The sequence below is a fragment of the Methanoregula sp. UBA64 genome, assembly GCF_002502735.1.
GTDB lineage: Archaea > Halobacteriota > Methanomicrobia > Methanomicrobiales > Methanospirillaceae > Methanoregula.
The window spans coordinates 814,423-830,621 of record NZ_DAQC01000001.1 but is presented as its reverse complement, the minus strand read 5'-3'; the positions used below and the strand labels follow the sequence as shown (position 1 = coordinate 830,621).

Below are 16,199 nucleotides of genomic sequence, written 5' to 3'. Positions count from 1 at the left end.
TCACCTCACTCGATCTTCGCGAGCACGTCCTTGAACGGTACAAAGACGTAGTTCTCGCCATCAAGTTCAACCTTGTCCGCGCTGTACCCGCCGTAAATGACGTGGTCGCCCGCTTTTAAGGGGAGCGACTTTCCGTCATCGTGCGTCCCTGCGGCAATGACCGTCCCTTCTTTTTTCTTTTCCTGGGCGGTCTCGGGGATGTAGATCCCGCTTTTTGTCACTTCTTCGGCTTCCCTGGGCCTGATTAAGACCCGTTCTCCAATGGGAACAATTGCCATGTGTATCACCTCAACTGTTGTGGTATGCCGGTAGTATGGGTTCCTGAAATATTTAAAAATTATGAAAATTGTAGAAATCGTTTCAACTTTTTAGAGATATCCTAGAAAAAGTTTAAATTATTTTGGCGATAACACTGGAGACAGGTATGATCCGTCAGATTGTGATCCGGCAGGTGGACCGCCCGATGGCGCCGGGAGAGGACGAGGAGATCCACTGGTTCTTCCACTCGTTCGGGATCGGGGAAGGCCGGGACACGGACCGGGTGGCAACGCAGGTGATCGTGGCGCTGCTCGAACACCGGCCTGCGGGCGAAGGCGTGCCGGTCGAGCAGATTGCAGCGGATCTCAATATCACATCCTCGCGGGTGAACCACCATATAAGGAACCTGATCGATGCGGGGATCCTGTACCGGCACCGGAAGCTCATCTACCTCCGGGGCAGCACGCTCCGGGCCATGGTGCAGGAGTTACGGAAAGACGCCATCAGGATGTTTGACGATCTCGAAGATGTGGCGGACGGGATCGATAAGGAGTACGGGAGAGTGCGGGAGTGAGCGGGCTGCACACGTGCAGGATCTTTCTGTAATAATGTGCGATCCCTGCGAAATGTGTGAAGACTCTCCCCATCAAAAGGGTCGGGGCGACCTCTTTTGACGATCGGTCGGACCGATCATTTTTTTTGCGGTTTGGTGGGTAGGGAGGTTGCCAATTTTTTTGGAGGTCAGGGTGACCCCCCGCTCTTTTTCCGGAATTGCCGGGCCGGGACCCGGAGTTTTTTAGAAATCCTCAGCAACCGATCCGAAGATTTTTTGAAATCCTCAGCTCGCGTTTCGATCTTTTTTTGCAATCCTCAGCAACCGATCCGAAGATTTTCCGGAATCCTCAGCTCGCGGCCCGCTCTTTTTTTTGAATCGGATCCCCCCAGGCCGGACTTTTTTCGCGAACAGGTGCATGATCTGTCTAGGCTCCGTCGGAGAATATGATGATTATTCGTGGGTGAGTCAAATGAGCGGGCCGGGCGGGGTCGATGTTTTTCCGGAATCCTCAGCTCGGGACCCGCTTTTTTTTTTATAATCCTCAGCAACCGATTCGAACTTTTTTTTGAATTTCCAGCTCGCGATCCGCATTTTTTCTGGAATCCTCAGCAACCGATTCGAAGATTTTTTGGAAACCTAGAGCTCGCGACCCTAAGTTTTTTTAAAAAGAGCGGGTGGGATCGTACGGGGCAGTTTGGATTGGGATACCAATCGGAGGTCAGTAGTTGCCGCCACTAGGACAAAAAGAAGCTGCAATCCCCCATCCTGCCGGTGGACATGGTTTCTCCCTGACCGTAAAAGACAGTGATTTATAACCGCGGATTCTTTGTACTTTCGTGGACTGGTCGGTTCTTGTCGCCGGGATAATCTTTGGGTTTTGCATAGCGGCACCCGTCGGCCCCATCGCGATCCTCTGCATCCGGCGGACGCTTGCGTGCGGATGGCGGTCCGGGATTGCAACGGGACTCGGGGCGGCAACGGCAGATGGGGTATATGCTGGCGTTGCAGCGTTTGGCCTTACCGTTGTTACCGGGCTGCTCACGGGGCACATGACCATCGTAAGTGCGGTCGGGGGAGCACTCCTTGTCGGTCTCGGTGTCCGGATCTTCCTGTCAGCGCCACCGGATACTCCCGGGACCGCGGGGGAATGCACGCTGCTGCAGGATTATGCCACAACGGTTTTTCTGACACTCACGAACCCCATGACCCTCATCTCGTTTGCCGGGGTTTTTGCAGCGCTGGGCATTGGCGGGCTTTCGGGCGGCGGCGTCCCGGCGATGCTGATGGTCCTTGGCATTACTGCGGGATCGATTGCCTGGTGGATCCTTCTTGTAAGCGGGACATCGGTTCTTGGATCGCGGTGCGATTCGCGGGTGCTGGGGCTCGTGAACCGGGTCGCCGGGGTCATAATAGTCTTATTTGGGATTGCCACATTTGCGATGATTTTTGTGTGAGGTTCCAGATGATGGGGGCAGACCGCGCCCCCATACCCCCACGAGCGAGGAACGCCGCCGCCCCCCGACGGGGCGCCCCCGCGGCGGGGCAACTGCCGAAGACAAAAACACCATCGTTAAAAGCGGTAATATTATACAATCAAAAACAATTAAAAATATTATAAAATCAGATTTCCTATAAAAATTAACTAAGTGGGGTTAATAATTCCCGTCGAAATAGAATCTGGAATTTTAATCTTCATGGTCCGCGTGTGAATGTCCGTTCATGTGCGTTTCTATACCTAAAGTCTTTATTTGAACCAGATTTCAAATAATTTTATTGTGATATATGTCATTTCCAAACTAATGATCATCAAAAGTGTTACAATCATAACCCGGTAATATCGTTGTGAATCAACTGGTGGAAGAGTATTTGGATTTTTCATCCAATTCTCAACGATGAAATAATTAAAATTAAAATAAAGGGGGACTATTAGATAAATAATAAAAAGAATTTTTTGATCCGGATGAAGTGAAAAAGCGTATTTTGCAATATATAAATAAATGGGGACTAATATCCCAAAAAAGAATAACAATTCAAACAGTTTTAATGCTGAAAAAAAAGTACTGGAATCGTCTTTTTGAGGAATTCCTCTATAGAAAACCCAACACAATATTATTAAAATTGCTAATGAGCTAAAAGTTATAAGTGGAATGTCCAAATTGATAGAAAATAATGTTAAAGCGCAAAAAACACCAATAATTGTAATATGTTTTGCTTTTCTCTCTATTAAATCATCCAATGTATTTATTTCATTCATATACTTTAGTTAATTTTTATTTTTATGGGTATAATTCTTTGGGGGTCATAATTGAAAGATCCCCTACACAATCAAAAGTTCAAATGTAATGGACAATGAATATGTTGCATTACTTTCAGCTATAGCCACCTTACCCTCATGTCCGGTATCAGGGATAGGGTCTACTAAAGGATACGTCGATTTTTAAAAAGGGGTTTGTTAACTGTAGTGATCCCTTCTTCACTTCGTCCACCTCAAGGTGGTATCATCCTTTTCGGGAAGGACTTACTCACGGTTTATTTAGTATATACCGTATTGCCTATAAATTTCAATTCTTTAACGCGGTTGGACCCTACTTTTTCCCCAGCATCCCTTTCAAAAACAGCCCTGTATAACACTTCTGGATGAGTGCCACCTTCCCCGGCGTCCCGATTGCCACGATCGCCCTGTCTTATGCCGGCAGCATGAGGGCACAACCCCATCCGAGCCCGCGGTATGTTTCATATCCCCGAGTACAGGCATAGGCAATCAGCGTCTTTTGCCCTTCATGGGTTTCAACCGTGAACCCCTTCTCGCCGTTCAGCGCCCGTTTAATCCCGCTTATACAGGAGAGATCTTCGGTCAGCACCCCGGTTCCATTGTTTGCGGCAATCACAATCCCTCTCCTGTTAAAGAGAACAACCCGTGAACTGTTTTTCTCGTTCTCCGGAAGGCGCACATTCTTTACGATATAATCGGCCTGCTTCCAGTCAAATATGACCATCAGCACCCCGATAACCTTGCCCTCGGTACTGCCTCCTTCCCGGATCGCAGCGGAATAAAGCACGGCATGATCTCCCGTAAGGTCACAGATATCGAGATCCTGAACATAGTATTCAAGACCGTTTCCCGTTGCAACGGCCCCCTTAAACCAGGGCTTATCAGAAACGTCCCGACCGATAAGATGATACTGCTCGGGCCGGCCATTGGCAATCACCCGGCCATTAAGATCGGCCATAACCAGATCCTTGTAAATAGTGTAATTCTTAAGGATGATATCCATGCGTTTCATGGCAGTGTGGGACATCTCGCTGCTGCCGGGCTGGGTGCAGGCCTCAACAAATGCAGACTCTGTAGCCCACCACCGGACATCTGCCGTTCGCTCGTACAGGTTGCGATCGAGGATCTCGATGGCATTAAAAGCAAGATCGCTGAGCCGGGCCCCCCGTGCAGTGATCCCCGCCTCGGCGATCTCGTTTACCGTACGGTTGATGATCTCTTCGATCTGTACTGCGGTCGTCTGGATATCATCGCTCAGTCGTTTCATCTCTTCGGAGACCACCGCAAATCCCTTCCCTGCATCACCAGCCCGTGCAGCTTCGATACGGGCATTAAGGGAGAGCATCTTGACCGAACTGTTGATTTCCTGTATGGCAGAGAGCCCCTTCCTCATCTCGAATGCGGCATTCTCGGAAAAATTATCATGGCTACCATCTGACTGCATCATCTTAGAAGTATCGTTCTAACAAGCCCTATAATAATATTCCGATATAAAAAAATAATAACAGTTACCTAAAATAATATCCTCCAGAAAAAAACCGGTTCGCCGGGCTCGTATCCTGACGGCAGTATCCGGATAATCCCTATAAAACGTCTAAGTGAAAATCGCACTGTTTCGGGATACCTACTAAAAAGGGGTATGCGGGAACCGGGCAGTCCTACTTCTTCCCCAGCATCCCTTTCAAAAACTGCCCCGTATAACTCTCCTTCACGAGAGCCACCTTCTCCGGTGTCCCGGTTGCGACGATCTCCCCGCCGGCATCCCCGCCTTCGGGCCCGATATCGATGAGGTAATCGGCTGACTTGATCACGTCCAGGTTGTGCTCGATCACCACGACCGTGTTGCCTTTCTCCACGAGATCGTCGAGCACCTTGATGAGCTTCTTTGTGTCGTCAAAATGGAGCCCGGTAGTCGGCTCGTCGAGCAGGTAGAGGGTCTTTCCCGTTGCCCGTTTCGCGAGCTCCCGGGTGAGCTTGATCCGCTGCGCTTCGCCGCCCGAGAGCGTGGTTGCGCTCTGGCCGAGCTTCACGTACCCGAGGCCGACCCGGCAGAGCATTTCGAGCTTGCTCTGGATCGAGGGAATGTTTGCGAAGATAGCGAGCGCCTCCTCAACGCTCATGTCAAGCACATCGGCGATCGACTTGCCCTTGTACTTCACTTCGAGCGTCTCGCGGTTGTAGCGTTTGCCCTTGCATTCCTCGCACTCGATGTACACGTCGGGCAGAAAGTTCATCTCGATCTTGATGAGGCCGTCGCCCTCGCAGGCCTCGCAGCGCCCGCCTTTCAGGTTAAACGAGAACCGGCCCGCCTTGTAGCCCCGCATCTTCGCCTCCTTTGTCTCAGCAAAGATCGTGCGGATCTCGTCGAAGAGTTTCGTGTACGTTGCCGGGTTGCTTCGCGGCGTGCGGCCGATCGGGCTCTGGTCGATCACGATCACCTTGTCGATCTCGGAATCAAAGACGATCTCCTTATGCGCTCCTGCCTGCTCCTTTGAGCCGTACAGCTTCTGCATCATGCCCTTGTAGAGCGTGTCGTATACGAGCGTCGACTTGCCGGACCCGGAGACCCCGGTCACGACCGTAAAGAGGCCGATCGGGATCTTCGCATCAATGTTTTTGAGGTTGTTCTCCTTACAGCCCCTGACGGTGATAAACTGCTTTGCCTTCCGGCGTTTCTCCGGCACATCGATCGTCTTTTTCCCGGAGAGGTACTGCCCGGTAAGGGACTTTTTGTTCTTCTCGATCTGCTGTGGGGTTCCCTGCGCCACGATCTCGCCGCCGTGGAGCCCGGCCCCGGGCCCGATATCGATCACATGGTCGGCGGAGCGGATCATGTCCTCGTCGTGTTCCACTACGATCAGCGTATTCCCGATATCGCGGAGCGTCTGGAGCGTCTCGATAAGCTTCCGGTTGTCCCGCTGGTGGAGACCGATGGACGGTTCGTCGAGCACGTAGAGTACGCCCATCAGGTTTGCACCGATCTGGGTGGCAAGCCGGATCCGCTGCGCTTCGCCGCCCGAGAGCGTCCCGGCGTTCCGCGAGAGCGTGAGATACCCGAGGCCGACTTTTTCCAAAAAGAGCAGACGGGACCGGATCTCTTTGATGATCTGCCGGGCGATGCCCTCCTCCTTCTCGGTGAGCCGGAGGCCGGAGAAGTACGCAAGGCAGGCCGTGATCGAAAGGTCGGTCACATCGATGATCGATTTGCCATCGATCCTGACCGCGAGCACCTTGTCCTTGAGCCGTTTTCCCTTACAGGCCGGGCAGGGGAAGACCCGCATGTAGCCTTCGAGCTCGCGTTTGCGCCACTCGGACTGGGTCTGGGCATAGAGCCGGGCGGTCTGTGGGAGGAGGCCTTCCCACTCGCCATTATGCGACCACTGGGCATCGCCGTTTCTCGTGCTCATCGAGAAGTGCATCTTCTCGGTCGAGCCGAACATCAGCGCATTGTACTGGGTTTCGGTCAGGTCTTTTATCGGGGTGAGGACCGAGAAGCCGAAGTGCTTTGCAACCGTTGCAAGGTACTGGCCCCGGAAACCGTCCATGGGGTTCCGGTACGGGGCAACCGCACCGTCCGCAATGCACCGGTTCTTGTCCGGGATGATGAGGTCGGCGTCGAACTCCATCTTGACGCCAAGGCCGTGGCATTCGTCGCAGGCACCGAACGGGCTGTTGAACGAGAACATGCGGGGCTGGAGCTCCTCGAAGGCAAGGCCGCAGACCGGGCAGGCAAGGAGCGAGGAATAGGTCGATTCCTTCCCCGCTTCGTCCGCAACGAGCACGAGCCCGCCGGACTTTTTGAGCGTGTTCTCGACGGCTTCCGCGAGCCGGGCCCGGTCGGTGGTGTCGAGCCGGTCGATCACCGCTTCGATGTCGTGCTTCTTGTACCGGTCGAGGGTAATCTCCTCATCGGTCCGGACGAGCGTGTTGTTCACCCGGGCCCGGGCATAGCCCTCGGCGTTGAGGTCGCGGAGGAGCTGCTGGTACGTCCCCTTCTTCTGCCGGACAATGGGGGCAAGGACCGTGACCTGGCCGGGATGCTCCGCCGCGATCTGGTCGGCAATCCGGTCCGGGCTCTGGGCTGCGATCGGGATGTTGTGCTCGGGGCAGTAGGGCGTGCCGATCCGGGCAAAAAGGAGCCGGAGGTAATCGTAGATCTCGGTCGTGGTCCCCACGGTCGAGCGGGGGTTCTTGGACGTGGTCTTCTGCTCGATGGAGATGGCTGGAGAGAGCCCTTCGATGGAATCCACGTCGGGCTTCTGCATCATCCCGAGGAACTGGCGGGCGTAGGAGGAGAGGGACTCGACGTACCTCCGCTGGCCTTCCGCATAGAGCGTGTCGAAAGCGAGCGTGGATTTGCCGGACCCCGAGACCCCGGTGATCACAACAAGCTTGTCACGCGGGATCTCCACATTGATATTTTTCAGGTTGTGCTGGCGTGCACCTTTGATGGTGATATTCTTCATGCTGGTGTGCTCAGACTGTTGACACCCGGTATTTATAGCGGTTCAGTTCGGGGCATGAAAGTGAAGACGGTCTTCTCCCACTCGTCTATAATACCGGTCCGCCTCACGCGTATGTACCGACCCTTCCCTACAAGCCATTCTTCAGTGCCCTAGGTACCCGAGATGAAACGACGACCTCGGTACCAACCCGGTTCCAGGTCTTTCAATCACGGAGAGAACGGGTCCGCACCACATCAACCGCACCGATAAACACGATCTCACTCTTTTATCAGAAATCACATCTTTAAAAGGAATGATGAAAGAACTCCGGAGTGAGATTGAAATTACCGCATCGACCAGACGGGTGTGGGAGATCCTCACCGACTTCGCGGGTTTTCCTCAATGGAATCCGTTCATTCGCCGGGCACGGGGAAACCTTGTGGAGGGGGAACGGCTCGACATCCTGATGCAGCCTTCCGGGGCGAAGGGAATGACTTTTTCGCCCACGGTTCTCAAGGTAGAGACTGACCGGGAGCTTCGGTGGATTGGTCATCTCTTCGTACCCGGCCTTTTTGACGGCGAACATATCTTTACTATCGAACCGCTGGGAACAGGCCGGGTTCGTTTTACCCAGCGGGAGATCTTCACGGGCCTGCTTGTCCCCCTGCTGGCACGGATGCTCGATACCGATACCCAACGCGGTTTTGAGGAAATGAACAACGCGCTGAAAGCCCGGGCAGAACAGACCGCAGCATGACGACGGGTCCGGTACTAAACCGGTTCCGGGTCCGCCCAAATCCCACTAGCCTGGCCCCGTCCCGCCGCTTGCGGCCCGACTTTGTCCAATACCGGCGCAGGCCTTCGGCATAGAGCGTATCGAACGCGAGCGTGGATTTGCCGAACCCCGAGACCCCGGTGATCACAACAAGCTTGTCACGCGGGATCTCCACATTGATATTTTTCAGGTTGTGCTGGCATGCACCTTTGATGGTGAGATTCTTCATGCTGGTGTGCTCAGGATTTTGACACCCGGCATTTAAAGCGGTTCAGTTCGTGGTATGAAAGTGAAGGAGGGGTATCATCACCAGACAATTCCCTCTCTATAATACCGACCGTATTAACAATCAAGATTGGGTTGTAGTAAAGTCAACATTATATCTCCTTATTCGTCAGATTATAAAGGAATATTATTCTTGCAGAAAGAATAATGTAAAGGAAAATATGTGATGGGTACGTTCATGCCGCATGAATATTTTAGCGAACGGGAAAACGGGCCACGTCCACGCGTTATTGAGGAGATTTCTCTACCCGTTTGGAAAGGCATACACACAGTTATTCTCAAGTGGTATCTTGAAAATGCATTATCTGGAACCGATCATGGTAATAATGAGCTTTTCGAGAATTCCCTTTCAGCTGAAATTCCAACTTTGTCTTGGTCCCTGAGTTCATCCAATAAACCTTCGAGATCAGACATTCTCGATTTAATTGAATTTTCTTATAAAAATGTGCTACGTCCTACTAAAGATCATTATGAGGAATATTCGGATTGTTCTCAAAGAGAGAAGGGTCAATTAGCGTTCAGGGAGGATATTAATATAATTTTTCGACGGAATGGATCTATTTATGAGTTATCTGGCGAAGGAAAAATAATACGTTTGGTTCCTGAGGAGTTTCGACAACCGCTACTACAAACGGAATTTAATACGGGTGATGTCGATCTTGACATTTTACTTAACACGGCTCGCACGAAATTTCTCAATTCCGATCCTCATACCCGAAAAGATTCTTTGGAAAAACTATGGGATGCTTGGGAACGGTTGAAAACAATAGTGTCTTGTGACAAACAATCTTCAATTAAAACACTTCTAGACAAAACAGCTCCTGAAACAAATTTCAATAAACGCCTTGATACCGATGCACATGAGCTTACAGAAATTGGAAATCAATTTCGGATTCGGCATCACGAAATAGATAAAATTTCGATTGTGTCGGATTATCAAGTGGATTATCTCTTCTTTAGAATGTTCAATATTATTTATCTAATTCTCAAATCTACAAATCGAATAAAATGATTTTTAATGACTATATTGTTCTGGGTAGAACATGTGGACCTCGTTTTCCGCTATAAGCAACTTTGAGATCTAGGGTAAGTCCCAGGAAGAAGCGTTCGCCACTACCAAAGAAGCAAGAGAACTTGTTCTCGAAGTCCAGCGTGAAGAACTTCACCGGAAATCCCCGTAACTCAACCGCGAGATCTCCGAAGTCGAAGCGGCGGATGTCGCATAACTGCCCCTCCTTTTCCCGCCCCCCTCCTGCACCCCACCCTCCCTTGATTTTTGCCTCGCAAAAGCGTACATTAGGGTTGTACAGGGCCGCAGGATAAGCCCGGTTTGGCCGGAATCGCATGTATATTGTGTTTCCGGAAAAAGTGTGTAAAACTGCACGGGTTTTGTGCAAAAATGGATCAAAAAAAGGGAAACGGAGCCCAATGCGGGCCCGGATTTGGCTTTTTGGGATACCCTTTTTTGGGGTGCTGGATAGTATACCCAATTTTTACCCTCTTTAAACTGATACTCCCACAAAGACGCTCCCGGGGGCTATCGCCCCCGCCGCGTGGGCGTCCCCCGGTTAGCGATGATGCAGTATTACCTGCATTCAGAGCATTCTTCGGTGCAGGTAATACCGAGGCATCGCATACGCCCCCGCCCCCAACGGGGGCAGGGCTGGCGTAAGGGGGGGCGACATAAAAAAGGGAGTTCTCTGGTGCAAAAAAAAGGAATTATTCCCCGTCTGCCGTACTTTCCGCCGGGCTTCCTGCTTCCAGCGGGAGCACTTCGCGGGGGATATACGTCCCGTCTGCATGGACTTCGATCACCGAATCGTGCCGGATGAGAAAATGCTGCCACTCCCCGGCCGGCGACCGGACCCAGAACTCCCGGGCCGTCACCCGGGTCAGGGCAACGCGGTGGAGGCATGCAATCTCCCGCCCGTATTTGGCAAGGGCATCCTGGGGGAAGGTGAATGATGTCCGCGATCGCTTCACCTTTACAAAGACAACCCGGAACGGCTCGATAATGATGAAATCGAAGGCCCGGCCCCTCCGGCCGGCAACATTCTCCACGCTGCCGCGCCGGCAGGCAATCCCTACTGCTTCCGTGAGCGCCTTTGTCGGGCGCCGTCCCCGGGTCATCGTTCGCTCCCGCTGTCCTGAATGCGGTCTTCAATATCGTCGAGCCTGCTGCCGAGATCGTTTACCCGGTAAAAGATCTCCTCGTTCATCCGGTCCTGCCGCTCCATGAGGGAGCAGACCAGATCGCGAAGTGATGCCTCGAACTTCACATACGGAACCTCGGGGTCCCTCCCATAGATATCCCCCAGGGTCTGGCGCCGGACTGCGCTCTTTGGAGGCAGCGGCCGCCCGATACCCTGGCCCCGGAGCGCCGTGGCCCGTTCGACAAGGTGTGGCGGTGCGGTTTTTTTGGGCACCACCCGGTGTTCCCCTGCTGCCGGTGATAACGGGCCGGTTCCCGCACCGGGCCCGGAGGGGCCGGGTGTTTTTCCTTCCGGTTCATGTCTGGATTCTTCACTCATTTTTTTACCTCCATTTACTGGTGTCACAAGAGGCCCCTTTGACATCCGGAACATTGGTGCGGGAAGATAATGTGCGTTGATTATGAACCGCTTTTTTTGGAAAACGGGAACCCGTTCAGGATTTTTAGGCCAATCCGGGGATTATTCTCGCGTTTTCTCCAGGTACAAAAATGTACCTTTACGATTGCTCCCCCAACCTGTCCCCTTTGCTCTCCCCGGCACCCGGCCGGTGTGTCATGGCCGGGAATGCATATCGCTGCTTCCCGGTTTTTGGGCACTGTTGACAAAACAGCATGGTTATGCAAAGGTGATGGGTCTGGCTGAATAAATTCCGGAAGAGGAAAACCGGCAGATTATATTGGGTTGCACAGCGATCGGAGCGCAATTATTGAAGATCCGTGCGCGTAAAAATGGGGTACTGGCCTTATTTTGCAGCCGGATTAGACTCAAAAGAAAGTAAATATCATCCGTTCACATATCGTACTTCAAGGTACTATCATGCCCGTCGTCATTCTCAAGATGCGCAAAGGCTGGACAACCGAACAGAAACGAAAGATCGTAAAAGAGTTCACGAACACGCTCGTCTCGACCCTCAAGATCGACCCGGGTCTCGTCACGATCATGATCGACGAGCACAGCCTCGAAGACATCGGGCACGGCGGCGTGCTCCGGTGCGACGAGCACTAACTCCTTTTTATCAACTGTTTTTTTCGGCGTATCCCCGTTGTCGCGTGTGCGGGGTGAAGGGGAAGTACACCGGATACAATCCCTACGATTTATCCGGTCCTCCATTATCTTTTTGCAGTGATAAGCGGCAGGAAAATATCATCCACAATTTCATTGAGGGTGGTATCCGATACCGGCTCCTGACGGATAAGAATTTCATAGCGTATCAGATCCATGGGCAGGGAAATAATACGCGGATTGATCGATGCAAGAGAGACTTCCCCTCGTTTTTGGGCATGTTCGAGAATTTTTCTCATGGCAACCGTGACTTTTTCGTTCCCGCCGGAGCGCAACATCCTCGGGAGCGATGAAATTCTCTCCTTGTCGAGAAGATCCGCCAGCAGCCCATGGAGGGTTTCAGCCCCGATTGCCTGGAGGGGTTGTGTTACGTTCCTGAGCAAAACAAGGACATCCGTACGGAGATTTCCCGTATCCGGTACCTCCCCCTTGGTAATGGGCAGGTATTTTTTCAATGCGGCAATAACAAGCCTGCTTTTGTTGGGCCAGCGGCGGTACACAACCGCCTTGTTTGTTTTTGCCCGGGCGGCAACCCCTTCCATGGTCAGGTGAGTGTAACCGGTTTCGGAGAGTTCCTCCCATGCGGCCAGAAGGATCGCATCTTCGAGAATTTCTCCCCGGCGCCGCGTTCCCTTTTGGGATCCTGGATCACCAACCACGCGGTGCGCTGGTAAAATCCGATTCTTTTTCTCCTCGCTCATGGGGATAATCTTTCTCCCGGCAAATGGGTTCTGCCGTTCCCGGACCGTTTGTATATTCCTGTTTCTTCCGGGAACATATTTATATTTAAGGAACTTAACGTTTCTTACATAAGATACTTAGCGTTTCTTAAAATCCGTGAGCGGAAGAATTCTTATGATTACTGACCCGGTGAAAACCCCGACAAATTCCAATGGCAAGATCGAACCGGCATTATTAAAAATTGAGATGATCCTCCTGATTGGCGGTCTTGCCGCATTGTTGGATACAACGATGGTCAACGTGGCAGTCCACACGCTGACCGCCGATCTGCATACGACCGTTTCGGCTATTCAATGGGTTATTACCGGGTATCTGCTCGCTATGAGTATGACGGTCCCGGTGTCCGGTTGGGCAGTTAACCGTTTTGGCGGCAAGCGGATGTGGCTGGTCTCGCTTGCGGTATTCCTGGCGGGTTCGATCCTGTCAGGAATATCCTGGGACACCACCAGCCTGATCCTTTTCCGCATCCTCCAGGGCATCGGGGCCGGGCTGATCTTTCCCATCCTCACAACCTTGGCTGTACAGGCCGCCGGGGGACACAGTCTTGGCCAGGTTATGTCGGTTATGAGCCTGCCGGCACTTTTTGCTCCTATTTTCGGGCCGGTCCTTGGGGGAATTATTGTCCAGGCCTTAGGCTGGCACTGGATCTTTTATATCAATATCCCGATCTGCATTGCAGCAATCGTACTTGCATGGCGAGAGTTGCCGGAGAATGAAGTACCAGGCACCAGCCAGGATCTTGATATTGCTGGCCTCATGCTTTTATCCCCGGCGCTGGCGCTTCTTGTGTACGCTATCTCGCAGGCAGGATCCTCTGTGCAGTCATCTTTTTGGAGGGCAGGTATTCCCCTTGCCATTGGCCTGCTCCTGGCGGGCATTTTTATCTTCCATTCTTCCTCAGTAAAAAAATCTGCCACAAAAAAAATGCCCGTTATCGATCTCCGCCTGTTTGCTTCGCGTTATTTTTCCGCATCGTGTATCCTGCTTTTCCTGATTGGTGCCATCTCGGCCGGATCCCTGCTTCTTCTGCCCCTGTATTTCCAGCAGGTCCGGGGAGCAGATGTTCTGTTTACCGGGCTCTGGCTGATCCCGGAAGGGCTCGGGATGCTCCTGACCCGAAGCTGGATCGGGAACCTCACGGATCATGTAGACGCCAGGGTGCTTATCCAGGCCGGCCTTGTTGTCACCCTTATTGGGATAGTGCCCTTCTCCTTTATCGGGCCATCAGCAAGCCCGGTTATCGTTGCCGTATTGTTGTTTGTTGTGGGAATCGGTATGGGGGGAGGACTCATCCCGGTCATGGTGGCTGCCTACCGTGGCCTTGCCGGCGATCAAATATCTCATGCAAGCAGTGCGACACGCATCTTCCAGCTTATTGGCGGGGCTTTTGGTTCTGCCGCAATTGCCGTCATCCTCCAGCAGGAGCTTCAGGGCTATGGATCCTCAGGGATCGCGGCGGTAACCAATGCGTACGCAGTAACATTCTGGGGACTGTCGGGCCTGACGGTAATTGCAATCTGTGTAGCATTTTATCTTCCCCTGCAAAAAGGGGCTGCCGCGGGCCCATAATGTAAAGTCAGGAGTGTTTCCCGAACACAAAGCAGAATGACTGGCAGGATGCGGCATGACTTACACCATTCTTTTTGTCGATGACAGCGAGGCACTCCTGCATATGGGAAAACTGTTTCTCGAAATGTCGGGGATGCTCGCGGTCGATACGGCACTGTCGGGGGTTCAGGCACTAGAAAAGCTCAGGTGCCGGCGGTATGACGGGATCCTATCGGATTATGGTATGAGCCCCATGAACGGGATTCTCCTGCTCGAACAGGTGAGGGCCGAACTGGGTGAAATTCCATTTATCCTTTTTTCCAGTGATTTTTCCGGGGCTGTGTATGAGCGGGCGTACAGCAGCGGGGCTGACTTCTGTATCAGGAAAGGTGGGAATCCGCAGGAACGGTTTTTGGATCTGGAAACAATGTTTTTGATATTGATCGAACAATCACAACTCCGGGAAAAAATCAGCTATCCTATCGATCTGAATCCCCTTTCCCTGAGCCTTCCTGAAGTGGAAAAAGACCGTAATCTTATCGTAATGAATACCCCGGCAGGTTCTCTTAACCGGTCGTTTAACGGGGGATACTTCTTCTATCGTAAAAAATGATCCGGATTCATTCCTGTTTTTTTCCGTCATCGGTCCGGAATGTGTCCGCGCACTTCTGGCTCCAGCACCCGAATTTCCGTTTCTGGTACTCGTTACCCCAGTCATTGAGCGCCACAAGAACGGGAAGGACCGAGCGGCCGTCATCCGTAATGGCGTAATCGACCCGTGGGGGAACTTCGGGATAGATCGTCCGCACGATCATCCCGTCGGCCACAAGCTCTTTGAGCTGTTTTGCGAGCATCATCGGGGTGATCCCCGGGATCTTCTTCTGGAGGTGGGAAAACCTGACCGGTTCGTCTTTAATGAACCAGAGGATGATCGGTTTCCACTTTCCCCCGATAACAGAGAGCGAGACCTGGATCGGGCATTTCCTGGCCGGCGGTGGCTCTGGCATACCACAACTATCCTGCAGGATAGTATATACGATTGTGCAAACTGCTCATCTTTTGATACTATAAGGACCATGATCGGTAAAGGAAAACGCCCTCAAAACCTGTCACGGGCAGCATATGTGAAACCATCATGGAACGGACCTATCATGTGGGCAATGCCACCATCACGAAAATACCGGAACTGATCCTCGATGCAAACACGCCCGACTATCTCTATCCCGACTGGGATCCTTTGTTTCTTAGCGAACACGCTGACTGGCTGGTCCCGGAAAACATGGATCCGGTGCGGACGCACCTTATCCAGAGTATCCATTCCTGGCTGATCAGGACAAAAGAGCATACGATCCTTATCGACACCGCCGCGGGAAACGACAAGGAACGTGTCTGGTCCCCCCGGTTCCACCGGTTAAACACCCCCTTCCTTGAACGGCTCCGGGCCGCGGGCGTAACCCCGGAGATGGTGGACTACGTGATCCTGACCCATATCCACATCGACCATGTCGGGTGGAACACCCGCCGCCGGGGGGATGCGTGGATCCCCTCTTTCCCAAATGCTACCTATGTGTTCCCAAAGGCAGAGCTGGAGTGGAATTCCAACCCGGAGAACTATCCGGAAAATGCCCGTGTCAAGTTTGTCATCTACGAGGACAGCATCCTCCCGGTGGTTCAGGCGGGACAGGCAGAGCTCGTTGTTCCCGACGGGAGCGAGTTCCTCCCGGGAATTTCCTTCATACCCGTACCGGGACACACTCCCGGCCAGATGGCGGTTGTTTTTGAGTCCTGCAAAGAGGCGGCGCTCTTTGGGGGAGATATCATGCACCACCCGATCCAGGTATACCGGCCCGAATGGAACTCCGTATACTGCGAAGATGCAGAAAAGGCCCGCGCCTCCCGAAGACGGGCACTGGAATATCTCGCGGACCGGCATGCCCTGTACTGCAGTTCGCATTTTGCCGGAACCTCAGCAGGCTATGTCACGCGGAAAGGTGACGGTTTCCGCTGGGAATTCTGCTAAAACAGGATGGTGCCGGGAAAAAAG

16 protein-coding genes are annotated in these 16,199 nt (G+C 52.6%); 8 read left to right on the top strand and 8 right to left on the bottom strand.

Features of this window, described 5'->3' with window-relative positions:
* Positions 1 to 5: 5 nt before the first annotated feature.
* On the bottom strand, positions 6 to 278 hold the full coding sequence (groES, locus tag BP758_RS04005) for a co-chaperone GroES (RefSeq protein WP_292368930.1): 273 nt from the start codon (positions 276 to 278) through the stop codon (positions 6 to 8).
* A 146-nt stretch (positions 279 to 424) separates the two neighbouring features.
* Between groES and BP758_RS04000 the strand changes: the two genes are divergently transcribed.
* Together BP758_RS04000 and BP758_RS03995 are read left to right on the top strand one after the other, a co-directional pair.
* On the top strand, positions 425 to 832 hold the full coding sequence (locus tag BP758_RS04000) for a winged helix-turn-helix domain-containing protein (RefSeq protein ID WP_292368928.1): 408 nt from the start codon (positions 425 to 427) through the stop codon (positions 830 to 832).
* A gap of 818 nt (positions 833 to 1,650) precedes the next feature.
* Positions 1,651 to 2,268 carry a LysE family translocator gene (locus BP758_RS03995; protein ID WP_292368926.1) on the top strand — a complete coding sequence of 206 codons (618 nt, stop codon included), beginning with the start codon at positions 1,651 to 1,653 and terminating at the stop codon, positions 2,266 to 2,268.
* A gap of 290 nt (positions 2,269 to 2,558) precedes the next feature.
* On the opposite strand, the gene BP758_RS03990 is transcribed toward BP758_RS03995, so the two are convergent.
* From BP758_RS03990 to uvrA, 3 genes are all read right to left on the bottom strand, one after another.
* Entirely contained in the window at positions 2,559 to 3,068 is a 510-nt protein-coding gene (locus tag BP758_RS03990) for a hypothetical protein (protein WP_292368924.1), read from the bottom strand.
* A gap of 430 nt (positions 3,069 to 3,498) precedes the next feature.
* Positions 3,499 to 4,533, bottom strand: coding sequence for a methyl-accepting chemotaxis protein (locus BP758_RS03985; RefSeq protein WP_292368922.1), 1,035 nt, complete (start codon positions 4,531 to 4,533; stop codon positions 3,499 to 3,501).
* Between the two features lie 211 nt (positions 4,534 to 4,744).
* Complete coding sequence (gene uvrA / locus BP758_RS03980; RefSeq protein ID WP_292368920.1) at positions 4,745 to 7,552, bottom strand: excinuclease ABC subunit UvrA; 2,808 nt, start codon at positions 7,550 to 7,552, stop codon at positions 4,745 to 4,747.
* A 292-nt stretch (positions 7,553 to 7,844) separates the two neighbouring features.
* Between uvrA and BP758_RS03975 the strand changes: the two genes are divergently transcribed.
* Both BP758_RS03975 and BP758_RS03970 read left to right on the top strand, forming a co-directional pair.
* Entirely contained in the window at positions 7,845 to 8,288 is a 444-nt protein-coding gene (locus BP758_RS03975) for an SRPBCC domain-containing protein (RefSeq protein WP_292368918.1), read from the top strand.
* A 469-nt stretch (positions 8,289 to 8,757) separates the two neighbouring features.
* Complete coding sequence (locus BP758_RS03970) at positions 8,758 to 9,603, top strand: AbiJ-NTD4 domain-containing protein (RefSeq protein ID WP_292368916.1); 846 nt, start codon at positions 8,758 to 8,760, stop codon at positions 9,601 to 9,603.
* A 707-nt stretch (positions 9,604 to 10,310) separates the two neighbouring features.
* On the opposite strand, the gene BP758_RS03965 is transcribed toward BP758_RS03970, so the two are convergent.
* Together BP758_RS03965 and BP758_RS03960 are read right to left on the bottom strand one after the other, a co-directional pair.
* Positions 10,311 to 10,721, bottom strand: a complete 411-nt coding sequence (locus BP758_RS03965; protein WP_292368914.1) for a hypothetical protein — start codon at positions 10,719 to 10,721, stop codon at positions 10,311 to 10,313.
* Complete coding sequence (locus tag BP758_RS03960; protein WP_292368911.1) at positions 10,718 to 11,122, bottom strand: hypothetical protein; 405 nt, start codon at positions 11,120 to 11,122, stop codon at positions 10,718 to 10,720. Before BP758_RS03960 ends, BP758_RS03965 begins: the two co-directional genes overlap by 4 nt.
* A 498-nt stretch (positions 11,123 to 11,620) precedes the next feature.
* Between BP758_RS03960 and BP758_RS03955 the strand changes: the two genes are divergently transcribed.
* Positions 11,621 to 11,809, top strand: coding sequence for a tautomerase family protein (locus BP758_RS03955; protein ID WP_292368909.1), 189 nt, complete (start codon positions 11,621 to 11,623; stop codon positions 11,807 to 11,809).
* Between the two features lie 104 nt (positions 11,810 to 11,913).
* On the opposite strand, the gene BP758_RS03950 is transcribed toward BP758_RS03955, so the two are convergent.
* Positions 11,914 to 12,525, bottom strand: coding sequence for a TetR/AcrR family transcriptional regulator (locus BP758_RS03950; protein ID WP_292368907.1), 612 nt, complete (start codon positions 12,523 to 12,525; stop codon positions 11,914 to 11,916).
* A 196-nt stretch (positions 12,526 to 12,721) separates the two neighbouring features.
* On the opposite strand from BP758_RS03950, the gene BP758_RS03945 reads away from it, so the two are divergent.
* Together BP758_RS03945 and BP758_RS03940 are read left to right on the top strand one after the other, a co-directional pair.
* A complete protein-coding gene (locus BP758_RS03945; protein WP_292368905.1) occupies positions 12,722 to 14,176 on the top strand; it encodes an MDR family MFS transporter in 1,455 nt (484 codons plus the stop codon).
* A gap of 55 nt (positions 14,177 to 14,231) precedes the next feature.
* Positions 14,232 to 14,768, top strand: a complete 537-nt coding sequence (locus tag BP758_RS03940) for a response regulator (RefSeq protein ID WP_292368903.1) — start codon at positions 14,232 to 14,234, stop codon at positions 14,766 to 14,768.
* Positions 14,769 to 14,775: 7 nt separating this feature from the next.
* Here the strand turns inward: BP758_RS03940 and BP758_RS03935 are convergent, their stop codons facing one another.
* Complete coding sequence (locus tag BP758_RS03935; RefSeq protein WP_292368901.1) at positions 14,776 to 15,162, bottom strand: winged helix-turn-helix transcriptional regulator; 387 nt, start codon at positions 15,160 to 15,162, stop codon at positions 14,776 to 14,778.
* 128 nt (positions 15,163 to 15,290) lie between these two features.
* On the opposite strand from BP758_RS03935, the gene BP758_RS03930 reads away from it, so the two are divergent.
* Entirely contained in the window at positions 15,291 to 16,175 is an 885-nt protein-coding gene (locus BP758_RS03930) for an MBL fold metallo-hydrolase (RefSeq protein WP_292368899.1), read from the top strand.
* Positions 16,176 to 16,199 lie beyond the last annotated feature (24 nt).